The sequence below is a fragment of the Pseudomonas anuradhapurensis genome (assembly GCF_014269225.2).
In the GTDB taxonomy this organism is placed as follows: domain Bacteria; phylum Pseudomonadota; class Gammaproteobacteria; order Pseudomonadales; family Pseudomonadaceae; genus Aquipseudomonas; species Aquipseudomonas anuradhapurensis.
This window is the reverse complement of record NZ_CP077097.1, coordinates 1,298,677-1,318,196: the sequence shown is the minus strand read 5'-3', so window position 1 is coordinate 1,318,196 and position 19,520 is coordinate 1,298,677. Positions and strand designations below refer to the sequence as shown.

Genomic DNA, 19,520 nt, shown 5'->3' with positions numbered 1-19,520 from the left:
AAAAATACCGCTGGCGCGTGCCCGCAGCGCTCAGGCCAGCGGGCCGTTGAGCAGCGGCACGAAGCGCACGGCCCCCAGCACGCGGCGGGAGAAGCCATGCTCCTCGCGCACGATCAGCATCAGTTGCTGCGTTTCGCCGGCCAGCCCCACCGGGATGACCATGCGCCCGCCCGGCGCCAGCTGGTCGAGCAGTGCCTGCGGGACTTCTGGCGCCACGGCAGTGACGATGATGCCGTTGTACGGCGCCAGCGCCGGCCAGCCCTCGCAACCGTCGCCCCAGCGAAAAACCACGTTGCGCAGGTTCAGTTCCACCAGGCGCTCCTTGGCCCGGTCCTGCAAGACCTTGATGCGCTCCACCGAGAACACCCGCTCGACCAGCTGGGCCAGGATCGCCGTCTGGTAGCCCGAGCCAGTGCCGATCTCCAGCACCTTGTCCAGTGGCCCGGCCTCGAGCAGCAGCTCACTCATGTGGGCGACCATGAACGGCTGGGAAATGGTCTGGTTATGGCCGATCGGCAGTGCGGTGTCTTCGTAGGCCCGATGCGCCAGTGCCTCGTCGACGAACAGGTGGCGCGGGGTGCGACGGATCACGTCGAGCACCTTGCTGTTGGAGACGCCCTCTTCGCACAGGCGCTGGATCAAGCGCTCCCGGGTCCGCTGGGAAGTCATGCCGATGCCACGCCGCAGCATATCGTCCTCGCGCATCAGAGCAGGCCCTCCAGCCAACCATCGAGCTGCTCGAAGGCATCACTGAAGGTGCGGTCGAGCTGCAGCGGGGTGATCGACACGTAGCCTTGCATCACGGCGTGGAAATCGGTGCCCGGGCCACCGTCCTCGGCATCCCCGGCCACGGCGATCCAGTAGCCTTCCTTGCCGCGCGGGTTGACCACCTTGGTCGGCGCCGCCGCCCGCGCCCGGTGACCGAGGCGGGTGAGCTGGATGCCACGAATGTGTTCCAGCGGCAGGTTGGGGATGTTGACGTTGAGCACGGTGCGCGGCGGCAAGGCCAGGCGCGACTGCGCCTCGACCAGGCGGCGGGCGATATGGGCGGCGGTCGGCAGGTTGTCCGGCTGGCGCGACAGCAGCGAGAATGCCAGCGAGGTCCCACCGAGGAAGCGGCCTTCCAGGGCGGCGGCAACCGTGCCCGAATAGAGCACGTCGTCACCCAGGTTGGCACCCAGGTTGATCCCCGACACGACCATGTCCGGCGCCTGCGGCAACAGCCCATTGAGCCCCAGGTGCACGCAGTCGGTCGGCGTGCCGTTGAGGCTGATGAAGCCATTGGCCAAGGTCTGCGGGTGCAGTGGCCGGTCCAGCGTCAGCGAACTGCTGGCGCCGCTCTTGTCTTGATCCGGGGCGATCACCGTGCACTCGGCGTAATCCGCCAGCGCAGCGTGCAGCGCGGCGATGCCGGGTGCGGTAACACCGTCGTCGTTCGAAATCAGAATACGCATGGGCTGTCCGTCTGCCCTGCCGACACCAGATCCACGACTTCGCGCACCACCACGGTGGCGAAGCATCCGGCCGGAAGGACGAATTCCAGTTGCAGGATATCAGGCTCGGGATAATGCCACGTCAGGCCGCCAATAGGGAGCCGCAGAATGCGCCGTTCGTGATCCATGCCCGCCTGGGCCAACCACTGGCACAGTGCCGGCTGGCGCGCGCCGATGGCGTTTTCCAGCTGCCCGGTGGCTGCGCCGGCTGGCGAATCGCCCGCGCCCCACAGCGGGCCGGTCGGGTGCAGGTCCAGGATCGCCAGGCGCGGGTCGGCACATTCGGCCTCCCCCGCCGGGAAGAAACTGCGGCTGTCGGTGAACGCCAGCAGGTCGCCCACCTGCGCCCGTGCCCAGGTGCCATCGGCGACACGGGCGGCCAACAGCTGGTTGAACAGGTAGCTGCGCCCGGCCGACAGCAGCCGCGAGCGCACGTTGCGCTGTTCGGGCAAGGCCTTGCGCGCGGCCCAGTCGAGGGCGTCGTGGACATTGCCGCCAGCATGGCCGAAGCGCTGGGTGCCGAAATAGTTGGGTACGCCGTGCTGCTTGAGCTGTTCCAGGCGCGCGTTCACCGCCTGGTGGTCGGCAGCAAGAGCGGTCAGGCGCAGGGTGAAGCCGTTGGCCGAATGCGCGCCACGCTGCAGCTTGCGCTGGTGGCGCACCTGCTTGAGCACACGCAGGCTGGCATCCTCGGCACGCGACAGGTCCGGGTCGGCCTTGCCTGGCAGGTGCAGGCTGAACCACTGGCGGGTCAGCGCCTGGCGGTCCTTGAGCCCGGCATAGCTGATGCTGCGCACCGGCACGCCGGCAGCGCGCGCCAGGCGGCGGGCGGCTTCTTCGGTGTTCAGGTCACGCTTTTCGACCCACAACCACAAGTGCTCGCCCTGCCCCGACAACGGAATGTCCAGCACTTCGTCGACCTGGAAATCTTCGGCCACCGCCTTGAGTACAGCGCTGCCCAAGGGTTCGCCCGATGCACGCGGGCCCAGCAGTTCCTGTTCGGTCATGCTGGCAGCAGCAGGGCAACCGCATGCACGGCGATACCCTCCTCGCGGCCGGTGAAGCCCAGTTTTTCCGTGGTGGTGGCCTTGACGTTGACCTGGTCGAGTTCGACCTGCAGGTCTTCGGCGATGCGCTGGCGCATGGTCTCGATGTGTGGGGCCATCTTTGGCGCCTGGGCGACGATGGTGGCGTCGATATTGCCGACCTTCCAGCCTTTGCCCAGGACAATGCCGACCACATGGCGCAGCAGCGCGCGGCTATCGGCGCCCTTGTACTGCGGGTCGGTGTCGGGGAAGTGTTTGCCGATGTCACCCAGCGCTGCCGCGCCCAGCAAGGCATCGCTCAGGGCGTGCAGCAGCACGTCGCCATCGGAGTGGGCCAGGAGGCCGTATTTGTGGGGGATACGCACCCCGCCCAGGGTAATGAAATCACCGTCGCAGAAACGGTGCACATCGAAGCCGTGGCCAATACGCATAGAAAAACGCCCTGAATGAGTCAGGGCGTGATTCTACCTGCTTTTGAGGGATTGGGGCTGGGGTGATCGGCACAGCATGGTCTGCGCCGATGAGATCGAGCGCCGCGCGGGCGGCGCTCGATTTCACAGGCGCTGAAAAAGCTACGTCAGTCCCTATACCCGCCCCAAGGCCACCGCATGATGACGCAGGTGCTCCTCGATGAAGCTGGCAATGAAGTAGTAGCTATGGTCATAACCCGGCTGCAGGCGCAGGGTCAGTTCATGCCCGCCTTTGCGTGCCGCCTGCTCCAGTGCCTCGGGCTTGAGCTGCTTGTCGAGGAAGTCGTCCCGGTCCCCCTGGTCGACCAGCAGCGGCGGGCACTCGCCCGCCGGGGTCTCGGCCAGCAGCACGCTGGCGTCCCATTCGCGCCAGCGCGCGCGGTCTTCACCCAGGTAACGGCTGAAGGCTTTCTCGCCCCATGGGCAATCCATCGGGTTGCTGATTGGCGAGAACGCCGACACCGAGCGGTACCGCCCCGGGTTGCGCAAGGCGCACACCAGCGCGCCATGCCCGCCCATGGAATGGCCGCTGATGCTGCGCTCGGCCGATGCCGGGAAGTGCGCCTCGATCAGTGCCGGCAGTTCCTCTACTACGTAGTCGTGCATGCGGTAGTGCTGCGCCCAGGGTTGCTGGGTGGCGTTGAGGTAGAAGCCGGCCCCCAGGCCGAAATCCCAGGCACCGTCAGGATCGCCCGGCACCTGCTCGCCACGCGGGCTGGTATCCGGCGCGACGATGATCAACCCCAGCTCGGCGGCCAGGCGCTGGGCGCCGGCCTTCTGCATGAAGTTCTCGTCGGTGCAGGTGAGGCCGCTGAGCCAGTACAGCACCGGCAGCTTCTCGCCCTGCTCGGCCTGCGGTGGCAGGTACACGGCGAACACCATGTCACAGCCCAGCACCCTGGAGTGATGCCGGTAACGCTTGTGCCAGCCGCCGAAGCTCTTCTGGCAGGAGATGTTATCCAGGCTCATGGCGCACCTCAGAAGTGGATCACGCTACGGATGCTCTTGCCTTCGTGCATCAGGTCGAAGGCCTTGTTGATGTCTTCCAGGCCCATGGTGTGGGTGATGAAGGTGTCCAGCGGGATCTCGCCCTTCTCGGACATCTCCACGTAGCTTGGCAGTTCGCTGCGGCCACGTACGCCACCGAACGCCGAACCGCGCCAGACGCGACCGGTGACCAGCTGGAACGGACGGGTGGCGATTTCCTGGCCGGCACCGGCCACACCGATGATCACCGACTCGCCCCAACCCTTGTGGCAGCATTCCAGCGCCGCACGCATGAGCTGCACGTTGCCGATGCACTCGAAGGAGAAGTCCACGCCGCCGTCGGTGAGGTCGACAATCACTTCCTGGATCGGGCGGTCGTAGTCTTTCGGGTTGATGCAGTCGGTGGCCCCCAGCTGGCGGGCGATCTCGAACTTGGCCGGGTTGATGTCGATGGCGATGATCCGCGAGGCCTTCGCCTTCACCGCGCCGATCACGGCCGACAGGCCGATACCGCCCAGGCCGAAGATGGCCACGGTGTCACCCGGCTTGACCTTGGCGGTATTGAGCACCGCGCCGATACCGGTGGTGACGCCGCAACCGAGCAGGCAGACCTTTTCCAGTGGCGCTTCTTTCTGGATCTTGGCCACGGAAATTTCCGGCAGCACGGTGTACTCGGAGAAGGTCGAGGTGCCCATATAGTGGAACAGCTGCTGGCCTTTGTAGGAGAAACGCGTGGTGCCATCCGGCATCAGGCCCTTGCCCTGGGTGGCGCGAATGGCCTGGCACAGGTTGGTCTTGCCCGAGAGACAGAATTTGCACTTGCCGCATTCCGGGGTGTACAGCGGGATGACGTGGTCACCGACGGCGACCGACGTCACGCCTTCGCCTACCGCCTCGACGATCGCGCCACCTTCGTGGCCCAGGATCGACGGGAAGATACCTTCTGGGTCAGCGCCGGACAGGGTGTAGGCATCGGTGTGGCAGACACCGCTGGCGACTACCCGCAGCAGCACTTCGCCGGCCTTGGGCATGGCCACGTCGACTTCGACGATTTCCAGGGGTTTCTTGGCTTCGAAGGCTACGGCAGCACGGGACTTGATCATCAAAGGTCTCCAGACAGAGGGTCGATTCAGTCTGGCAGTGTAATTCACCGCCATTTGAGGAATAATCCGGGCCAAGACAAAACATTATTGCCGTACAGGGATAATCCATGAGCAGCCGCTGGGAAGGCATCGACGAATTCGTCGCCGTGGCAGAAACCGGCCAGTTCACGGCGGCCGCCGAACGCCTGGGGGTTTCTTCGTCGCATGTCAGCCGGCAGATTGCCCGGCTGGAAGAACGCCTGCAGACGCGCTTGCTGTACCGCAGTACCCGGCGGGTGACCCTGAGCGAGGCCGGGCAGACCTTTCTGCAGCACTGCCAGCGCCTGCAGGATGGCCGCGAGGAAGCCCTGCGCGCCATGGGTGACCTGGCCAGCGAGCCCAAGGGCTTGTTGCGCATGACCTGCGCGGTGGCCTATGGCGAGCGCTTCATCGTGCCGCTGGTGACCCGGTTCATGGCGCAGTACCCGCAATTGCGGGTGGACGTGGAACTGAGCAACCACACCCTCGACCTGGTCCACGAAGGCATGGACCTGGCCATCCGCCTGGGCCGGCTGGCCGACTCACGGCTGGTGGCCACCCGCCTGGCGCCACGGCGCATGTACCTGTGCGCCTCGCCGGCCTACCTGGAACGTTATGGGCGGCCTCACAGCCTGTCGGAGCTGGCACGGCACAACTGCCTGGTGGGCAGTTCGGACCTGTGGGCGCTGCAGCAGGATGGCCGCGAAATCAGCCAGCGGGTGCAGGGCAACTGGCGCTGCAACAGCGGGCAGGCCGTGCTGGATGCGGCGTTGCAGGGCATGGGCTTGTGCCAGTTGCCGGATTACTACGTGCTGGAGCACCTGAACAGTGGTGCCCTGGTGTCATTGCTGGAAGCGCACCAGCCGCCGAACACGGCAGTGTGGGCGCTGTATCCGCAGCAGCGGCACCTGTCGCCGAAAGTGCGGCGGTTGGTGGACTACCTGAAGGAAGGGTTGGCGGGGTTGCCGGAGTATCGTCTCGGCTGAAGGAATGCGCTGCCTGTACTGGCCGCTTCGCGGGCTTGCCCGCTCCCACAGGTACTGCGCATACCTTCAGGCTGGCGCTGTACCTGTGGGAGCGGGCAAGCCCGCGAAGAGGCCGGTGCTGGATTAAAGCTTCAGCGCCGCCCGGCCCAGCGCTGGCGCAACCACTCGAGGTCTTCCGGGCGGGTCACCTTGATGTTGTCACTGCGCCCTTCCACCAGCCTTGGCGCCTGGCCGGACCATTCGATGGCCGAGGCCTCGTCGGTCACCAGCACATCCGACACCAGGCACTCGGCCAGCGCCCGGTGCAGCGCGCCCAGGCGGAACATCTGTGGCGTGTAGGCCTGCCAGATGGTACTGCGGTCAACAGTGGCACTGACCCGCCCGTTGGCATCGGCCCGCTTGAGGGTATCGCGCGCTGGCACCGCCAGCAGGCCGCCTACCGGGTCGTCCGCCAGCTCCGACAACAGTTTGTCCAGGTCGCTGCGCGCCAGGTTTGGCCGAGCGGCATCGTGCACCAGCACCCAGTCGCTGTCCGCAGCCCCCTCGGCATGCAGCATCAGCAAGGCATTGAGTACCGAGTCGGCACGCTCACGGCCACCCGCCGCGCGACGGATACGCGGGTCGCTGGCGCAGCGCAGGGTCGGCCAGTAGGGGTCGTGTTCGGCAATACTGACCACCACGCCGGTGAGCGTAGGGTGGCCAAGAAAACAGTCGAGGCTGTGCTCGAGGATGGTCTGCCCAGCCAGCTCCAGATACTGCTTGGGGCGGTCGGCAGCCATGCGGGCACCGACGCCCGCAGCAGGAATAACGGCCCAGAAGGCCGGTAACGTATCGATCATTTCTGTGGCAACTGGAAGAGAGTTTCGCCCTCTTTGACCATTCCCAATTCGTGGCGAGCCCGTTCTTCAACGGTCTCCATGCCTTTTTTCAGCTCCAGCACTTCGGCGTCGAGCACGCGGTTTCGCTCAAGCAGGCGCTCGTTCTCGGCATGCTGCTCGGCGATCTGCTGCTTCAGCTCGGTCACTTGCGCCAGGCTGCCATTACCCACCCACAGGCGGTACTGCAGGCCACCCAGCAGCAGGAGCAGGACAAGAAACAACCAATAAGGACTGCGCATCTAGGTATCCAGGTTAAAAAAGACCGTCGCAGAATGTTCAACTCGGGGTCTCGAATAGCACGAAGCCTGGCCGAGGCCAGGCTTCGTCGACAGAAACCCGTTGGAACGTAGGAATTTCACTATGAAAGCCCCTACAACTCCGGCTGCTGTCTTTTTACCATCTCTTGCTTAGCCGCGAAACTCGGCACGACCACGGTAAACCGCCTTGGCACCCAGTTGCTCTTCGATACGCAGCAGTTGGTTGTACTTGGAAACGCGGTCGGAACGGCACAGCGAGCCGGTCTTGATCTGGCCAGCAGCAGTACCTACCGCCAGGTCGGCGATGGTCGAGTCTTCGGTTTCACCGGAACGGTGCGAAATCACCGCGGTGTAGCCAGCAGCCTTGGCCATCTGGATGGCTTCCAGGGTTTCGGTCAGCGAGCCGATCTGGTTGAACTTGATCAGGATCGAGTTACCGATGCCCTTCTCGATGCCTTCCTTGAGGATCTTGGTGTTGGTCACGAACAGGTCGTCGCCCACCAGTTGCACCTTGGCGCCGATCTTCTCGGTGAGGATCTTCCAGCCAGCCCAGTCGGACTCGTCCAAGCCGTCTTCGATCGAGATGATCGGGAAGCGCTCGGTCAGGCCTTTCAGGTACTCGGCGAAGCCTTCGGCGTCGAACGACTTGCCTTCACCGGACAGGTTGTACTTGCCGTCTTCGTAGAATTCCGAAGCCGCGCAGTCCAGGGCCAGGGTCACGTCGGTGCCGAGCTTGTAGCCGGCTTTCTCGACCGCTTCGGCGATGGCGCCCAGGGCGTCTTCGTTGGAAGCCAGGTTAGGGGCGAAACCACCTTCGTCACCCACGGCGGTGTTCAGGCCACGGGCCTTCAGCACGGCTTTGAGGTGGTGGAAGATTTCGGTACCCATGCGCAGGCCGTCGGAGAAGGTCTTGGCGCCAACCGGCTGAACCATGAACTCCTGGATGTCGACGTTGTTGTCGGCGTGCTCGCCGCCGTTGATGATGTTCATCATCGGCACCGGCATCGAGTACTGGCCCGGGGTGCCGTTCAGGTTGGCGATGTGCGCGTACAGCGGCAGGTCCAGGTCCTGGGCAGCAGCCTTGGCGGCAGCCAGGGAAACGGCCAGGATGGCGTTGGCGCCCAGCTTGGCCTTGTTCTCGGTACCGTCCAGTTCGATCATGGCGCGGTCCAGGGCCTTCTGGTCGGCAGGGTCCTTGCCCAGCAGCAGGTCACGGATCGGGCCGTTGATGTTGGCGACGGCCTTCAGCACGCCCTTGCCCAGGTAACGGCTCTTGTCGCCATCACGCAGCTCCAGCGCTTCGCGCGAGCCAGTGGAAGCACCGGACGGCGCGCAAGCGCTACCGATGATGCCGTTGTCGAGCAGTACATCGGCTTCTACGGTGGGGTTGCCACGCGAATCGAGAACTTCACGACCTTTGATGTCGACGATTTTTGCCATTGTTGTAAGCACTCCAGAATTGACGAAAACAACTTAGCTTGGGAAATCTTGCCGTTCACCGGGCGGACTTGCAGTGGGCAGGCCCCGTGAAGGGAACCCCTGACCGAGTGGTCAGGGGTGGATCGGACGGTACTTTACCCGAGAATCGAGCTTTACGCGGTTTCTACCGTCGGAAAACTTTTCACCAGGTCATCCAGTTGCTTGAGCTGGGCCAGGAACGGCTCCAGTTTGTCCAGGCGCAGGGCGCAAGGACCATCGCACTTGGCGTTGTCCGGATCGGGGTGGGCTTCGAGGAACAGGCCGGCCAGGCCCTGGCTCATGCCGGCCTTGGCCAGGTCGGTGACCTGGGCGCGACGGCCGCCGGCGGAGTCGGCACGACCACCGGGCATCTGCAGGGCGTGGGTCACATCGAAGAACACCGGGTACTCGAACTGCTTCATGATGCCGAAGCCGAGCATGTCCACCACCAGGTTGTTGTAGCCGAAGCTCGAACCACGCTCGCAGAGGATCAGCTGGTCGTTACCGGCTTCTTCGCACTTGGTCAGGATGTGTTTCATCTCCTGGGGTGCGAGGAACTGCGCCTTCTTGATGTTGATGACCGCGCCGGTGCGGGCCATGGCCACAACCAGGTCGGTCTGCCGCGACAGGAAGGCCGGCAGCTGGATGATGTCGCACACCTTGGCCACCGGCTCGGCCTGGTAGGGCTCGTGCACGTCGGTGATGACCGGCACGTTGAAGGTGCGCTTGATCTCTTCGAAGATCTTCAAGCCTTCTTCCATGCCCGGGCCGCGGTAGGAGGTTACCGACGAACGGTTGGCCTTGTCGAAGCTGGCCTTGAACACGTACGGGATACCGAGCTTCTCGGTGACCCGCACGTACTCTTCGCAGACCTTCATTGCCAGGTCACGGGACTCCAGGACGTTCATGCCGCCGAACAGGACGAACGGCTTGTCGTTGGCGATCTCGATGTTACCGACGCGAATGATCTTCTGGGTCATTGATCAGGCCTTGTTCTTCTGAGCCAGGGCTGCCTTGACGAAGCCGCTGAACAGCGGGTGGCCGTCACGCGGGGTCGAGGTGAATTCCGGGTGGAACTGGCAGGCGACGAACCATGGGTGATCCTTGGACTCGACCACTTCCACCAGCGCACCGTCTTCGGAACGGCCGGACACCACCAGGCCGGCGTCGACCAGTTGCGGCAGCAGGTTGTTGTTCACTTCGTAGCGGTGACGGTGACGCTCGGTGATCACGTCCTTGCCGTAGCAGTCGTGCACCTTGGAACCGGCGACCAGCTGGCAGTCCTGGGCGCCCAGGCGCATGGTGCCGCCCAGGTCGGAGGCTTCGCTGCGGGTCTCGACGGCACCGGTGGCATCGGCCCACTCGGTGATCAGGCCGACCACCGGGTGGCCGCTGTTGCGGTCGAACTCGGTGGAGTTGGCGTCTTTCCAGCCCATCACGTTACGGGCGAATTCGATCACCGCCACCTGCATGCCCAGGCAGATACCCAGGTACGGCACCTTGTTCTCACGGGCGTACTGCACTGCGGTGATCTTGCCTTCCACGCCGCGCAGGCCGAAACCGCCCGGCACCAGGATGGCATCGGCACCTTCGAGCAGGCTGGTGCCCTGGTTCTCGATGTCTTCCGAGTCGATGTAGCGCAGGTTGACCTTGGTGCGGTTGGTGATGCCGGCGTGGCTCATCGCTTCGATCAGCGACTTGTAGGCATCCAGCAGCTCCATGTACTTGCCGACCATGGCGATGGTCACTTCGTGCTCGGGGTTGAGCTTGGCATCGACCACCTTGTCCCATTCGGACAGGTCGGCGCCGTTGCACTGCAGGCCGAAGCGCTCGACGACGAAGTCGTCCAGGCCCTGTGCATGCAGTACGCCCGGGATCTTGTAGATGGTGTCGACGTCTTCCAGCGAAATCACCGCACGCTCTTCAACGTTGGTGAACAGCGCGATCTTGCGACGCGACGAGGCATCGACCGGGTGGTCGGAACGGCAGATCAGCACGTCAGGCTGCAGGCCGATGGAGCGCAGCTCCTTGACCGAGTGCTGGGTCGGCTTGGTCTTGGTCTCGCCAGCGGTGGCGATGTACGGGACCAGGGTCAGGTGCATCAGCATGGCGCGCTTGGAGCCCACTTCGACGCGCAGCTGGCGGATGGCCTCGAGGAACGGTTGCGACTCGATGTCGCCCACGGTACCGCCGATCTCCACCAGGGCCACGTCGGCATCGCCGGCGCCCTTGATGATGCGACGCTTGATTTCGTCGGTGATGTGCGGGATGACCTGGATGGTCGCGCCCAGGTAGTCACCACGACGTTCCTTGCGCAGCACGTGCTCGTAGATGCGGCCGGTGGTGAAGTTGTTGTTCTGGGTCATGGTGGTGCGGATGAACCGCTCGTAGTGGCCCAGGTCGAGGTCGGTTTCGGCGCCATCGTGGGTGACGAACACTTCACCATGCTGGAACGGGCTCATGGTGCCCGGATCGACGTTGATGTACGGATCCAGCTTGAGCATGGTGACCTTCAGGCCCCGCGCTTCCAGGATGGCCGCCAGGGAAGCCGAGGCAATGCCTTTCCCCAATGAAGAAACAACACCGCCCGTGACGAATATGTAGCGCGTCATGAAAAACCCTAGAAGTCTGCGTTAAGGCGGCCAGCGCCGCCGGAGAAAGCGAAGGAAGGCCGAAGCCCCCGATCACCTGCGTCAATCACAGTGCATCTCGAAAAACTGCCGCGTCTGTACAGACCAGGGGTATCCCCGGCATGGAGCTCGCTCGTCATTTTCAGAATCAGCCCAGCAAAAAACTGCTTGGTAATCGGCAACTCCTGTGTTTTCGCGGAACCCACAGAAGCTGTATCAAGAAGGGAGGGTAGTCTACCCGAATGTACCCTTCAGCTCAAACCTTGCGCGTTCGTCGGCAACTGCCAATGCAGCTGGCAATCCGCCTGTACCAGCCCGGGCAGGTTGGCCACCGCCAACAGCCGCTCGCCGTGGTACAGCAATGGCAGGCGCGGGCGCAGGAAGTGCGGTACCTGCAGTTCGTTGAGCAGGCGCTTGAGCTCGCGTCGGCCGCGGCCGGGGATATCCAGCACTTCACCGCCCTGGCGATAGGCAATGCGCAAGCCCGTCGCGGGTGCTGCGCCAAGCAGCCGCACACTGCCGTTACCGGGTAGCCGCAGGGGCTCGCTGGGGTCGGGCCACGCCGCCCCTGCGCCAGGCAGTCGCAGCCAGTCGCCGCTCAACCACCAGATGCGCCCATGGCTGCGCAGCAGTTGTCCATCGGCCAGCCGCCACACCGGCTGGGCATCGGCGGCGGCATCGCGCAGGTCGGCCCAACCGGCCCAGTGTCGGCTGTCGGGCAAACGGGTACGCCGGCTCAGCCAGTACTGCAAGGCATTGCGTTGGCGGGCTGGCGACAGCGCAACCAGGGCGGCCAGGTCGAGGGAGTCGAGCCCGGGCCAGGCCAGCGGTGCGCCCTCCTGCGCAAGCGCCAGGTCGCCCTGAGCCAGCTCGTCCAGCAGGCCCAGCGCTTCGCCCAGGTGCTCGGCGGCGCGGGCGAGGTTCTGGCTGGCCTGTGGCCAACGCTGCTGAAGAAGCGGAAACACTTCGCCGCGCAGGTAGTTGCGAGCAAACTGTGTGTCAGCGTTTGACGGATCTTCGATCCAGGCCAACCCATTAGCCAGAGCGTAGTCCTGCAGTTGCTGGCGGGAGCAGCCCAGCAATGGCCTGACCAGGCTGCCCTGCCCTAGCGCCCGCTGCCTTGGCATTGCTGCCAGGCCACGCAAGCCGGCGCCGCGCAGCAGGCGGAACAACAGGGTTTCGGCCTGGTCGTCACGGTGCTGGCCAGTGAACAGGAGGTCGCCTGGACCGAGGGCTTGTTTGAAAGCGGCATAGCGGGCGTCGCGGGCGGCCTGTTCGAGGCTGGGGCCGGAGGTGACCTGGACGTGGATGACCTGGAGTTCGATGCCAAGATTGTCGCAGGTGGCCTGGCAGTGGGCAGGCCAGGCGCCGGCGGCGGGTTGCAGGCCGTGGTGGACGTGGATGGCGCGCAGTGGAGGCGATGCGTGATTGCGGGCGTAATCGGCCAGCAGGTGCAGGAGGACGGTGGAGTCGAGGCCGCCGGAGAAGGCAATGTACCAGGCTGGGGCGTTGAGCCAGGGGGTGAGGTTGATCATTGGCGCCTCACATGGCTGGAGATTGTCGGGGGTGCTTTGCACCCCTTTCGCGACACAAGGCCGCTCCTACAGGGTCATGTGATCGCCTGGAGGAACGGCCTTGTGTCGCGAAAGGGCCGCAAAGCGGCCCCCGGCCATGTCAGACGCCGTAGCTCATCAGGCGCTCGTAACGGCGGGCCAGCAGCGCGTCGTGGTCGAGCTTGCCGAGCATGTCCAGCTGCTGCACCAGGTCGGCACGGATGCTTTCCGACATCTTGGCCGGGTCACGGTGGGCGCCGCCCAGCGGCTCCTGGATGACCTTGTCGACGATGTTCAGGCTCTTCAGGCGCTCGGCCGTGATGCCCATGGCCTCGGCCGCGTCAGCAGCCTTGTCGGCGGTCTTCCACAGGATCGAGGCACAGCCTTCCGGCGAAATCACCGAGTAGGTGGAGTACTGCAACATGTTCAACTGGTCGCACACGCCGATGGCCAGCGCACCGCCGGACCCACCCTCACCGATCACGGTGGCGATGATTGGCGTTTTCAGGCGTGCCATCACGCGCAGGTTCCAGGCGATGGCCTCGCTCTGGTTGCGCTCCTCGGCATCGATGCCCGGGTAGGCGCCCGGGGTGTCGATGAAGGTCAGGATCGGCATCTTGAAACGCTCGGCCATTTCCATCAGGCGGCAAGCCTTGCGGTAGCCTTCAGGGCGCGGCATGCCGAAGTTGCGGCGCACCTTCTCGCGTACTTCACGGCCCTTCTGGTGGCCGATGACCATGACCGGCTTGCCGTCCAGGCGGGCGGTGCCACCGACGATGGCGGCGTCGTCGGAGAAGTGGCGGTCGCCGTGCAGCTCTTCGAACTCGGTGAAGATGTGCTCCAGGTAGTCCAGGGTGTAAGGACGACGTGGATGACGGGCCAGGCGGGCGATCTGCCAGCTGGTCAGGTTGCCGAAGATGCTTTCGGTCAGGGTGTTGCTCTTGTCTTGCAGACGGGCAATTTCATCGCTGATGTTCAGCGAGTTGTCGTTGCCTACCAGGCGCAGGCCTTCGATCTTGGCTTGCAGGTCGGCAATCGGCTGTTCGAAATCGAGAAAATTCGGGTTCATAGTCATCCGTCTTGGGTCTACGGCCAGGCGGCCGGCCGGTTGATCCGTTTGGCGCCCTACCTTAAGGGATCAGGCGCATTCAGGTCGAGATTAAATTTTTGTCGGTTCAACGATATTGCAGGAAGACGTTCTCACGTCCGAACTGGTCACGCAGCGCCTGAATCAGCCCATCGGCCGGGTCGATCGCCCACTGCTCGCCGAACTGCAGCATGGCCTTGGCGTCGCTGCCGGTGTATTCCAGGGTGATCGGGCACGCGCCCCGATGACGGGTAATCAGCTCGCCCAGCCATTTCAGCCGGTCGCCCTTGAGCGCTTCGTGCGCCACCTTCAGGCGCAGGCTCTCGGCCAGCTTGGTGCGCGCATCCTCCATGGTCATCACCTGCTTCACCCGCAGGCGCAGGCCACCGGAAAAGTCGTCGTTGCTGACCTCGCCTTCGACCACCACCATGGCGTCGGTCTGCAGCAAGGACTGTGCCGCCATGAAGGCATCGGCGAACAGCGATGCCTCGATGCGGCCGGAGCGGTCATCCAGGGTGACGAAGCCCATCTTGTCGCCTTTCTTGTTCTTCATCACCCGCAGGGCGATGATCATGCCGGCGATGGTCTGGGTGTCGCGCGACGGCTTGAGGTCGATGATGCGCTGGCGGGCGAAGCGGCGGATCTCGGCCTCGTACTCGTCGATCGGGTGGCCGGTGAGGTACAGGCCAAGGGTGTCCTTCTCGCCTTTCAGGCGTTCCTTGAGGGTCAGCTCGCGCACCTTGCGGTGGTTGGCGTAGACGTCGGCGTCAGCGGCGTCGAACATGCCGCCGAACAGGTCGACGTGGCCACTGTCCGCGGTATGGGCAGCCTGTTCGGCGGCCTTGATGGCCTCGCCCAGCGCCGCGAGCAAGGTGGCACGGTTGATGTCGATGTGGGCGTGGTAGGCCTTGATCTCGTCATGGAAGTGCGGCCCGAGGCGGTCCAGCGCGCCACTGCGGATCAGCGCATCGAGGGTGCGCTTGTTGACCCGCTTGAGGTCGATACGCTGGCAGAAATCGAACAGGTCCTTGAACGGGCCGCCCTGCGCACGCGCCTCGACGATCGCCTCCACCGGGCCCTCGCCCACGCCCTTGATGGCACCCAGGCCATAGACGATGCGCCCGTCATCGTTGACGGTGAACTTGAAGTCGGAGAAGTTCACGTCCGGGGCGTCGAGGCGCAGCTTCATGCTGCGCACTTCTTCTACCAGCACCACCACCTTGTCGGTGTTGTGCATATCCGCCGACAGCACCGCCGCCATGAACGGCGCCGGGTAGTGGGTCTTCAGCCAGGCGGTCTGGTAGGACACCAGGCCATAGGCGGCGGAGTGGGATTTGTTGAAGCCGTAACCGGCAAATTTCTCTACCAGGTCGAAGATGTTACCGGCAAGGTCCGCATCGATATTGTTGTTGGCACAACCTTCGATGAAGCCGCCGCGCTGCTTGGCCATTTCCTCGGGCTTTTTCTTACCCATGGCCCGGCGCAGCATGTCGGCGCCGCCAAGGGTGTAGCCGGCCATTACCTGGGCGATCTGCATCACCTGTTCCTGGTACAGGATGATGCCGTAGGTTGGCGCCAGTACCGGCTGCAGGCCTTCGTACTGGTAGTCCGGGTGCGGATAGGCCAGCTCGGCGCGGCCGTGCTTGCGGTTGATGAAGTCGTCCACCATGCCCGACTGCAGCGGGCCGGGGCGGAACAGTGCCACCAGTGCGATGAGGTCTTCCAGGCAGTCGGGCTTGAGCTTCTTGATCAGCTCCTTCATGCCACGCGATTCAAGCTGGAACACCGCCGTGGTTTCGGCCTTCTGCAACAGCTCGTAGGTCTTGCGGTCGTCCAGCGGGATGAAGTCGATGTTGACCTCGGGCAGGTTCTTCTTGGCCTGCTCGCGGTTGATGATCTCCATGGCCCACTTGATGATGGTCAAGGTACGCAGGCCGAGGAAGTCGAACTTCACCAGGCCCGCGGCCTCGACGTCGTCCTTGTCGAACTGGGTTACCAGGCCGCCGCCCTCTTCGTCACAGGCGATCGGCGAGAAGTCGGTGAGCTTGGTCGGGGCGATCACCACGCCACCGGCGTGCTTGCCGGTGCCCCGCGTCACACCCTCGAGTTTCAGGGCCATGTCCCAGATCTCGCGGGCGTCTTCGTCGCCCTTGAGGAAGTCGCGCAGGATTTCTTCCTGCTCGTAGGCCTTTTCCAGGGTCATGCCGACTTCGAACGGGATCATCTTCGACAGCCGGTCGGCCAGCCCGTACGACTTGCCTTGCACCCGCGCCACGTCGCGCACCACCGCCTTGGCGGCCATGGTGCCGAAGGTGATGATCTGGCTGACCGCGTTGCGGCCATAGGTTTCGGCCACGTAGTCGATCACCCGGTCGCGGCCATCCATGCAGAAGTCGACGTCGAAGTCGGGCATGGAAATACGTTCAGGGTTGAGGAAACGCTCGAACAGCAGGTCGTAGGCCAGCGGGTCGAGGTCGGTGATCTTCAGCACGTAGGCCACCAGCGAGCCGGCACCCGAGCCGCGGCCCGGGCCGACCGGCACGCCGTTGTTCTTGGCCCACTTGATGAAGTCCATCACGATCAGGAAGTAACCGGGGAAACCCATCTGGATGATGATGTCCAGCTCGAACTTCAGGCGGTCCAGATAGACCTGGCGCTTTTCTTCGTAGTTGGGCGTGGTTTCTTTCGGCCACAGTACCGCCAGGCGCTCTTCCAGGCCTTCGTGGGAGACGTGACGCAGGTAGTCGTCGATACCCATGCCATTGGGCGTGGGGAAGTCGGGCAGGAAGTACTTGCCCAGCTGTACCTGGATATTGCAGCGCTTGGCGATCTCGACGGTGTTGGCGATGGCGTCGGGCAGGTCGCTGAACAGCTCGGCCATTTCCTCGGCCGATTTCAGGTACTGCTGGTCGCTGTACATCCTTGGGCGGCGTGGGTCGTCGAGGGTCCAGCCCTCGCCAATGCACACCCGCGTTTCATGGGCATCGAAGTCCGACTGCTTGATGAAGCGCACGTCGTTGGTCGCCACCAGCGGGGCCCCGAACTTGTCGGCCAGGGCCACGGCGGCATGCACGTACTCTTCGTCGCGGGCGCGGTTGGTGCGCTGCACTTCAACGTAGAAGCGCTCGGGGAACATGCCCATCCAGCCCTGCAGCAGGGCCTCGGCTTCTTCGTCCCTGCCCGCCAGCAGGGCCATGCCGATGTCACCTTCCTTGCCTGCGGACAGGGCGATCAGGCCCTCGCTGGCCGGGGCGATCCAGTCACGCTGGAGGACTACCAGGCCATTGCGCTGGCCGTCGGTCCAGCCGCGCGAAATGAGTTCGGTGAGGTTGCGATAGCCCTTGGGGTTCATGGCCAGGAAGCAGATACGCGACAGCGGTGCTTCCGGGTCGTCGCCGGCCAGCCACAGGTCGGCGCCGCAGATCGGCTTGATGCCGGCGCCCATGGCGGTCTTGTAGAACTTCACCAGCGAGCACATGTTGCTCTGGTCGGTGATTGCCACCGCCGGCATGTTCATCCCGGCCAGTGCCTTGGCCAGCGGCTTGATCCGCACCAGGCCGTCGACCAGCGAGAATTCGGAGTGGACGCGCAGGTGAACGAAGGGAACCGACATGGAAGATCCTGTAGCAGTGCTGAACGACAAGGGCGGGATTGTAGCGTAAATGGGGATGTTTTTTGGGGCTGCTTCGCAGCCCTTCGCGGACACGCCTGCTCCCACAGGAATATCATCGCCCTCGGGAACGGCGCTATACCTGTGGGAGCGGGCGCGCCCACGAAGGGCCGCAAGGCGGCCCCAGAGGTCAGATCAGGGCGTTGGTGACGCCTTCACGCGCGTCCCACGCAGCCCGCACCGGGGCAAAGGAACGCCGATGAATGGGCGTAGGCCCCAATCGTGCCAGCGCCTCGAGGTGCACCGGGGTCGGGTAGCCCTTGTGCCCGCCAATGCCGTAACCCGGATAGATCAGCTCGAATGCGCTCATTTCCCGATCGCGGGTGACCTTGGCCAGGATCGAGGCTGCAGCGATGGCAGGGACCTTGGCATCACCCTGTACGACCGGCGCCGAAGGCACCGCCAGTTTCGGGCAGCGATTGCCATCGATAAGGGCCAGTTTCGGCGTCACGTGCAACCCTTCGACCGCGCGCTGCATGGCCAGCATGGTGGCGTGGAGGATGTTCAGCCGGTCGATTTCCTCGACCTCGGCGCGGGCGATGCAGAAGCTCAGGGCCTTTTCGCAGATCTCATCGAACAGCGCCTCGCGCCTGGCTTCGGTGAGTTTCTTCGAATCGTTCAGGCCGAGGATCGGGCGCGCCGGGTCGAGGATCACCGCCGCCGTCACCACCGCGCCGCACAGCGGGCCACGGCCCACCTCGTCGACGCCGGCGACAAGGTCTTCGACCAGGTTGAAGTCCAGTCCAATCTGCATGTCAACGGTCCTTGAGCAGGGCCAGTACCGCCTCGGCCGCCTGGTTGGAGGCGTCGCGGCGCAAGGTGCGGTGAATTTCGTCGAAGCGCTCGGTCTGCTGGCTGCCATCGGCTACCAGTGGCGCCAGGGTATTGGCCAGCGCTTCGCTGGTGGCGTCGTCCTGCAACAGCTCGGGCACCAGCGCACGCTGGGCGAGCAGGTTTGGCAGCGACACATAAGGGCTTTTTACCAGCCGCTTGAGAATCCAGTAGGTCAACGGCGCCAGGCGGTAGGCCACCACCATCGGGCGCTTGTACAACAACGCTTCGAGTGTAGCGGTACCCGAAGCGATCAGCACCGCGTCGCAGGCGGCCAGGGCCTGGTGCGACTGGCCATCGAGCAGGGTCAACGGTAGCTGGCGCCCCTCAAGCATCTGCTCGATCTGGGCGCGTCGTGCGGCATTGGCACAGGGCAACACGAAATGCACGCCCGGAACCTGCTGGCGCAGCCGTTCGGCCGCATCGAGGAACAATGCCCCCAGGCGCGCGACTTCGCCGCCGCGGCTGCCGGGCATCAGTGCCACCAGCGGCCCCTCGCCCACGCCCAGCTTGGCGCGCGCCGCCGGGCGGTCGGCCTCAAGCGGGATGGTGTCGGCCAAGGGGTGGCCAACGAAGCGCACCGGCACACCCTTTTCCTCATAGAAGCGCGCCTCGAACGGCAACAGCGTGAGCATCAGGTCGCAGCCTTGGCGAATCTTCAGCACACGCTTCTGCCGCCAGGCCCACACCGAAGGGCTGACGTAATGCACGGTCTTGATACCGGCCTGGCGCAGTTTCAACTCGATGTTGAGGGTGAAGTCGGGGGCATCGATGCCGATGAACACATCGGGTCTTTCGCCAATCAGGGTCTCGATCAGCAGCTTGCGGCGCTTGAGCAGCTCACGCAGGCGCCCCAGCACTTCGACCAGGCCCATGACCGCCAGGCGCTCCATGGGAAAATAGGATTGCAGCCCTTCGGCTTCCATCAGCGGGCCGCCAACGCCGATGAACCGCACGTCAGGGTGGCGTGCCTTGAGGGCACGCATCAAGCCTGAACCAAGGATGTCGCCGCTGGCCTCACCTGCGACCAAGGCTACGCAAAGCTGGGCCATG

The 19,520-nt window shown here is 64.4% G+C and carries 17 protein-coding genes; 1 reads left to right on the top strand and 16 read right to left on the bottom strand.

The window, feature by feature from the left end; all coding sequences use genetic code 11:
- Positions 1-30 precede the first annotated feature (30 nt).
- The 6 genes from HU763_RS05975 to HU763_RS05950 form a co-directional block, all read right to left on the bottom strand.
- Positions 31-669, bottom strand: coding sequence for a protein-L-isoaspartate(D-aspartate) O-methyltransferase (locus HU763_RS05975; protein ID WP_186689852.1), 639 nt, complete (start codon positions 667-669; stop codon positions 31-33).
- A 35-nt stretch (positions 670-704) separates the two neighbouring features.
- Positions 705-1,454: a 5'/3'-nucleotidase SurE gene (gene surE, locus HU763_RS05970; protein WP_170028668.1), complete on the bottom strand. Its 750-nt coding sequence runs from the start codon at positions 1,452-1,454 to the stop codon at positions 705-707.
- The gene (gene truD / locus HU763_RS05965) at positions 1,442-2,500 is read right to left on the bottom strand and encodes a tRNA pseudouridine(13) synthase TruD (RefSeq protein ID WP_186689815.1); all 1,059 of its coding nucleotides are present in this window, start codon (positions 2,498-2,500) and stop codon (positions 1,442-1,444) included. Before truD ends, surE begins: the two co-directional genes overlap by 13 nt.
- Complete coding sequence (ispF, locus tag HU763_RS05960) at positions 2,497-2,970, bottom strand: 2-C-methyl-D-erythritol 2,4-cyclodiphosphate synthase (protein WP_186689817.1); 474 nt, start codon at positions 2,968-2,970, stop codon at positions 2,497-2,499. Before ispF ends, truD begins: the two co-directional genes overlap by 4 nt.
- A gap of 153 nt (positions 2,971-3,123) precedes the next feature.
- Positions 3,124-3,978, bottom strand: a complete 855-nt coding sequence (gene fghA, locus HU763_RS05955) for an S-formylglutathione hydrolase (protein ID WP_186689819.1) — start codon at positions 3,976-3,978, stop codon at positions 3,124-3,126.
- An 8-nt stretch (positions 3,979-3,986) separates the two neighbouring features.
- Positions 3,987-5,099, bottom strand: coding sequence for an S-(hydroxymethyl)glutathione dehydrogenase/class III alcohol dehydrogenase (locus tag HU763_RS05950; protein ID WP_016712915.1), 1,113 nt, complete (start codon positions 5,097-5,099; stop codon positions 3,987-3,989).
- Between the two features lie 107 nt (positions 5,100-5,206).
- Between HU763_RS05950 and HU763_RS05945 the strand changes: the two genes are divergently transcribed.
- Positions 5,207-6,103, top strand: a complete 897-nt coding sequence (locus HU763_RS05945; RefSeq protein ID WP_170028664.1) for a LysR substrate-binding domain-containing protein — start codon at positions 5,207-5,209, stop codon at positions 6,101-6,103.
- 131 nt (positions 6,104-6,234) lie between these two features.
- Here HU763_RS05945 and ispD read toward each other — a convergent pair whose 3' ends face one another.
- The 10 genes from ispD to lpxB all read right to left on the bottom strand — a co-directional run bounded on the left by ispD (position 6,235) and on the right by lpxB (position 19,519).
- Positions 6,235-6,942 carry a 2-C-methyl-D-erythritol 4-phosphate cytidylyltransferase gene (ispD, locus tag HU763_RS05940; protein ID WP_186689821.1) on the bottom strand — a complete coding sequence of 236 codons (708 nt, stop codon included), beginning with the start codon at positions 6,940-6,942 and terminating at the stop codon, positions 6,235-6,237.
- Positions 6,939-7,220, bottom strand: coding sequence for a cell division protein FtsB (ftsB, locus tag HU763_RS05935; RefSeq protein ID WP_004375443.1), 282 nt, complete (start codon positions 7,218-7,220; stop codon positions 6,939-6,941). Before ftsB ends, ispD begins: the two co-directional genes overlap by 4 nt.
- A 168-nt stretch (positions 7,221-7,388) precedes the next feature.
- Complete coding sequence (eno, locus tag HU763_RS05930) at positions 7,389-8,678, bottom strand: phosphopyruvate hydratase (RefSeq protein WP_186689823.1); 1,290 nt, start codon at positions 8,676-8,678, stop codon at positions 7,389-7,391.
- Positions 8,679-8,830: 152 nt separating this feature from the next.
- Positions 8,831-9,676: a 3-deoxy-8-phosphooctulonate synthase gene (gene kdsA, locus HU763_RS05925; protein ID WP_170028661.1), complete on the bottom strand. Its 846-nt coding sequence runs from the start codon at positions 9,674-9,676 to the stop codon at positions 8,831-8,833.
- A gap of 3 nt (positions 9,677-9,679) precedes the next feature.
- The gene (locus HU763_RS05920) at positions 9,680-11,308 is read right to left on the bottom strand and encodes a CTP synthase (RefSeq protein WP_170028660.1); all 1,629 of its coding nucleotides are present in this window, start codon (positions 11,306-11,308) and stop codon (positions 9,680-9,682) included.
- Between the two features lie 269 nt (positions 11,309-11,577).
- A complete protein-coding gene (tilS, locus tag HU763_RS05915; RefSeq protein WP_186689825.1) occupies positions 11,578-12,861 on the bottom strand; it encodes a tRNA lysidine(34) synthetase TilS in 1,284 nt (427 codons plus the stop codon).
- Between the two features lie 139 nt (positions 12,862-13,000).
- Positions 13,001-13,948 carry an acetyl-CoA carboxylase carboxyl transferase subunit alpha gene (locus HU763_RS05910; RefSeq protein ID WP_170028658.1) on the bottom strand — a complete coding sequence of 316 codons (948 nt, stop codon included), beginning with the start codon at positions 13,946-13,948 and terminating at the stop codon, positions 13,001-13,003.
- A gap of 106 nt (positions 13,949-14,054) precedes the next feature.
- Positions 14,055-17,579, bottom strand: coding sequence for a DNA polymerase III subunit alpha (gene dnaE / locus HU763_RS05905; protein WP_186689827.1), 3,525 nt, complete (start codon positions 17,577-17,579; stop codon positions 14,055-14,057).
- Between the two features lie 187 nt (positions 17,580-17,766).
- Entirely contained in the window at positions 17,767-18,390 is a 624-nt protein-coding gene (gene rnhB, locus HU763_RS05900) for a ribonuclease HII (protein ID WP_186689828.1), read from the bottom strand.
- A 1-nt stretch (position 18,391) separates the two neighbouring features.
- Positions 18,392-19,519: a lipid-A-disaccharide synthase gene (gene lpxB, locus HU763_RS05895; RefSeq protein WP_186689829.1), complete on the bottom strand. Its 1,128-nt coding sequence runs from the start codon at positions 19,517-19,519 to the stop codon at positions 18,392-18,394.
- Position 19,520: the final 1 nt, after the last annotated feature.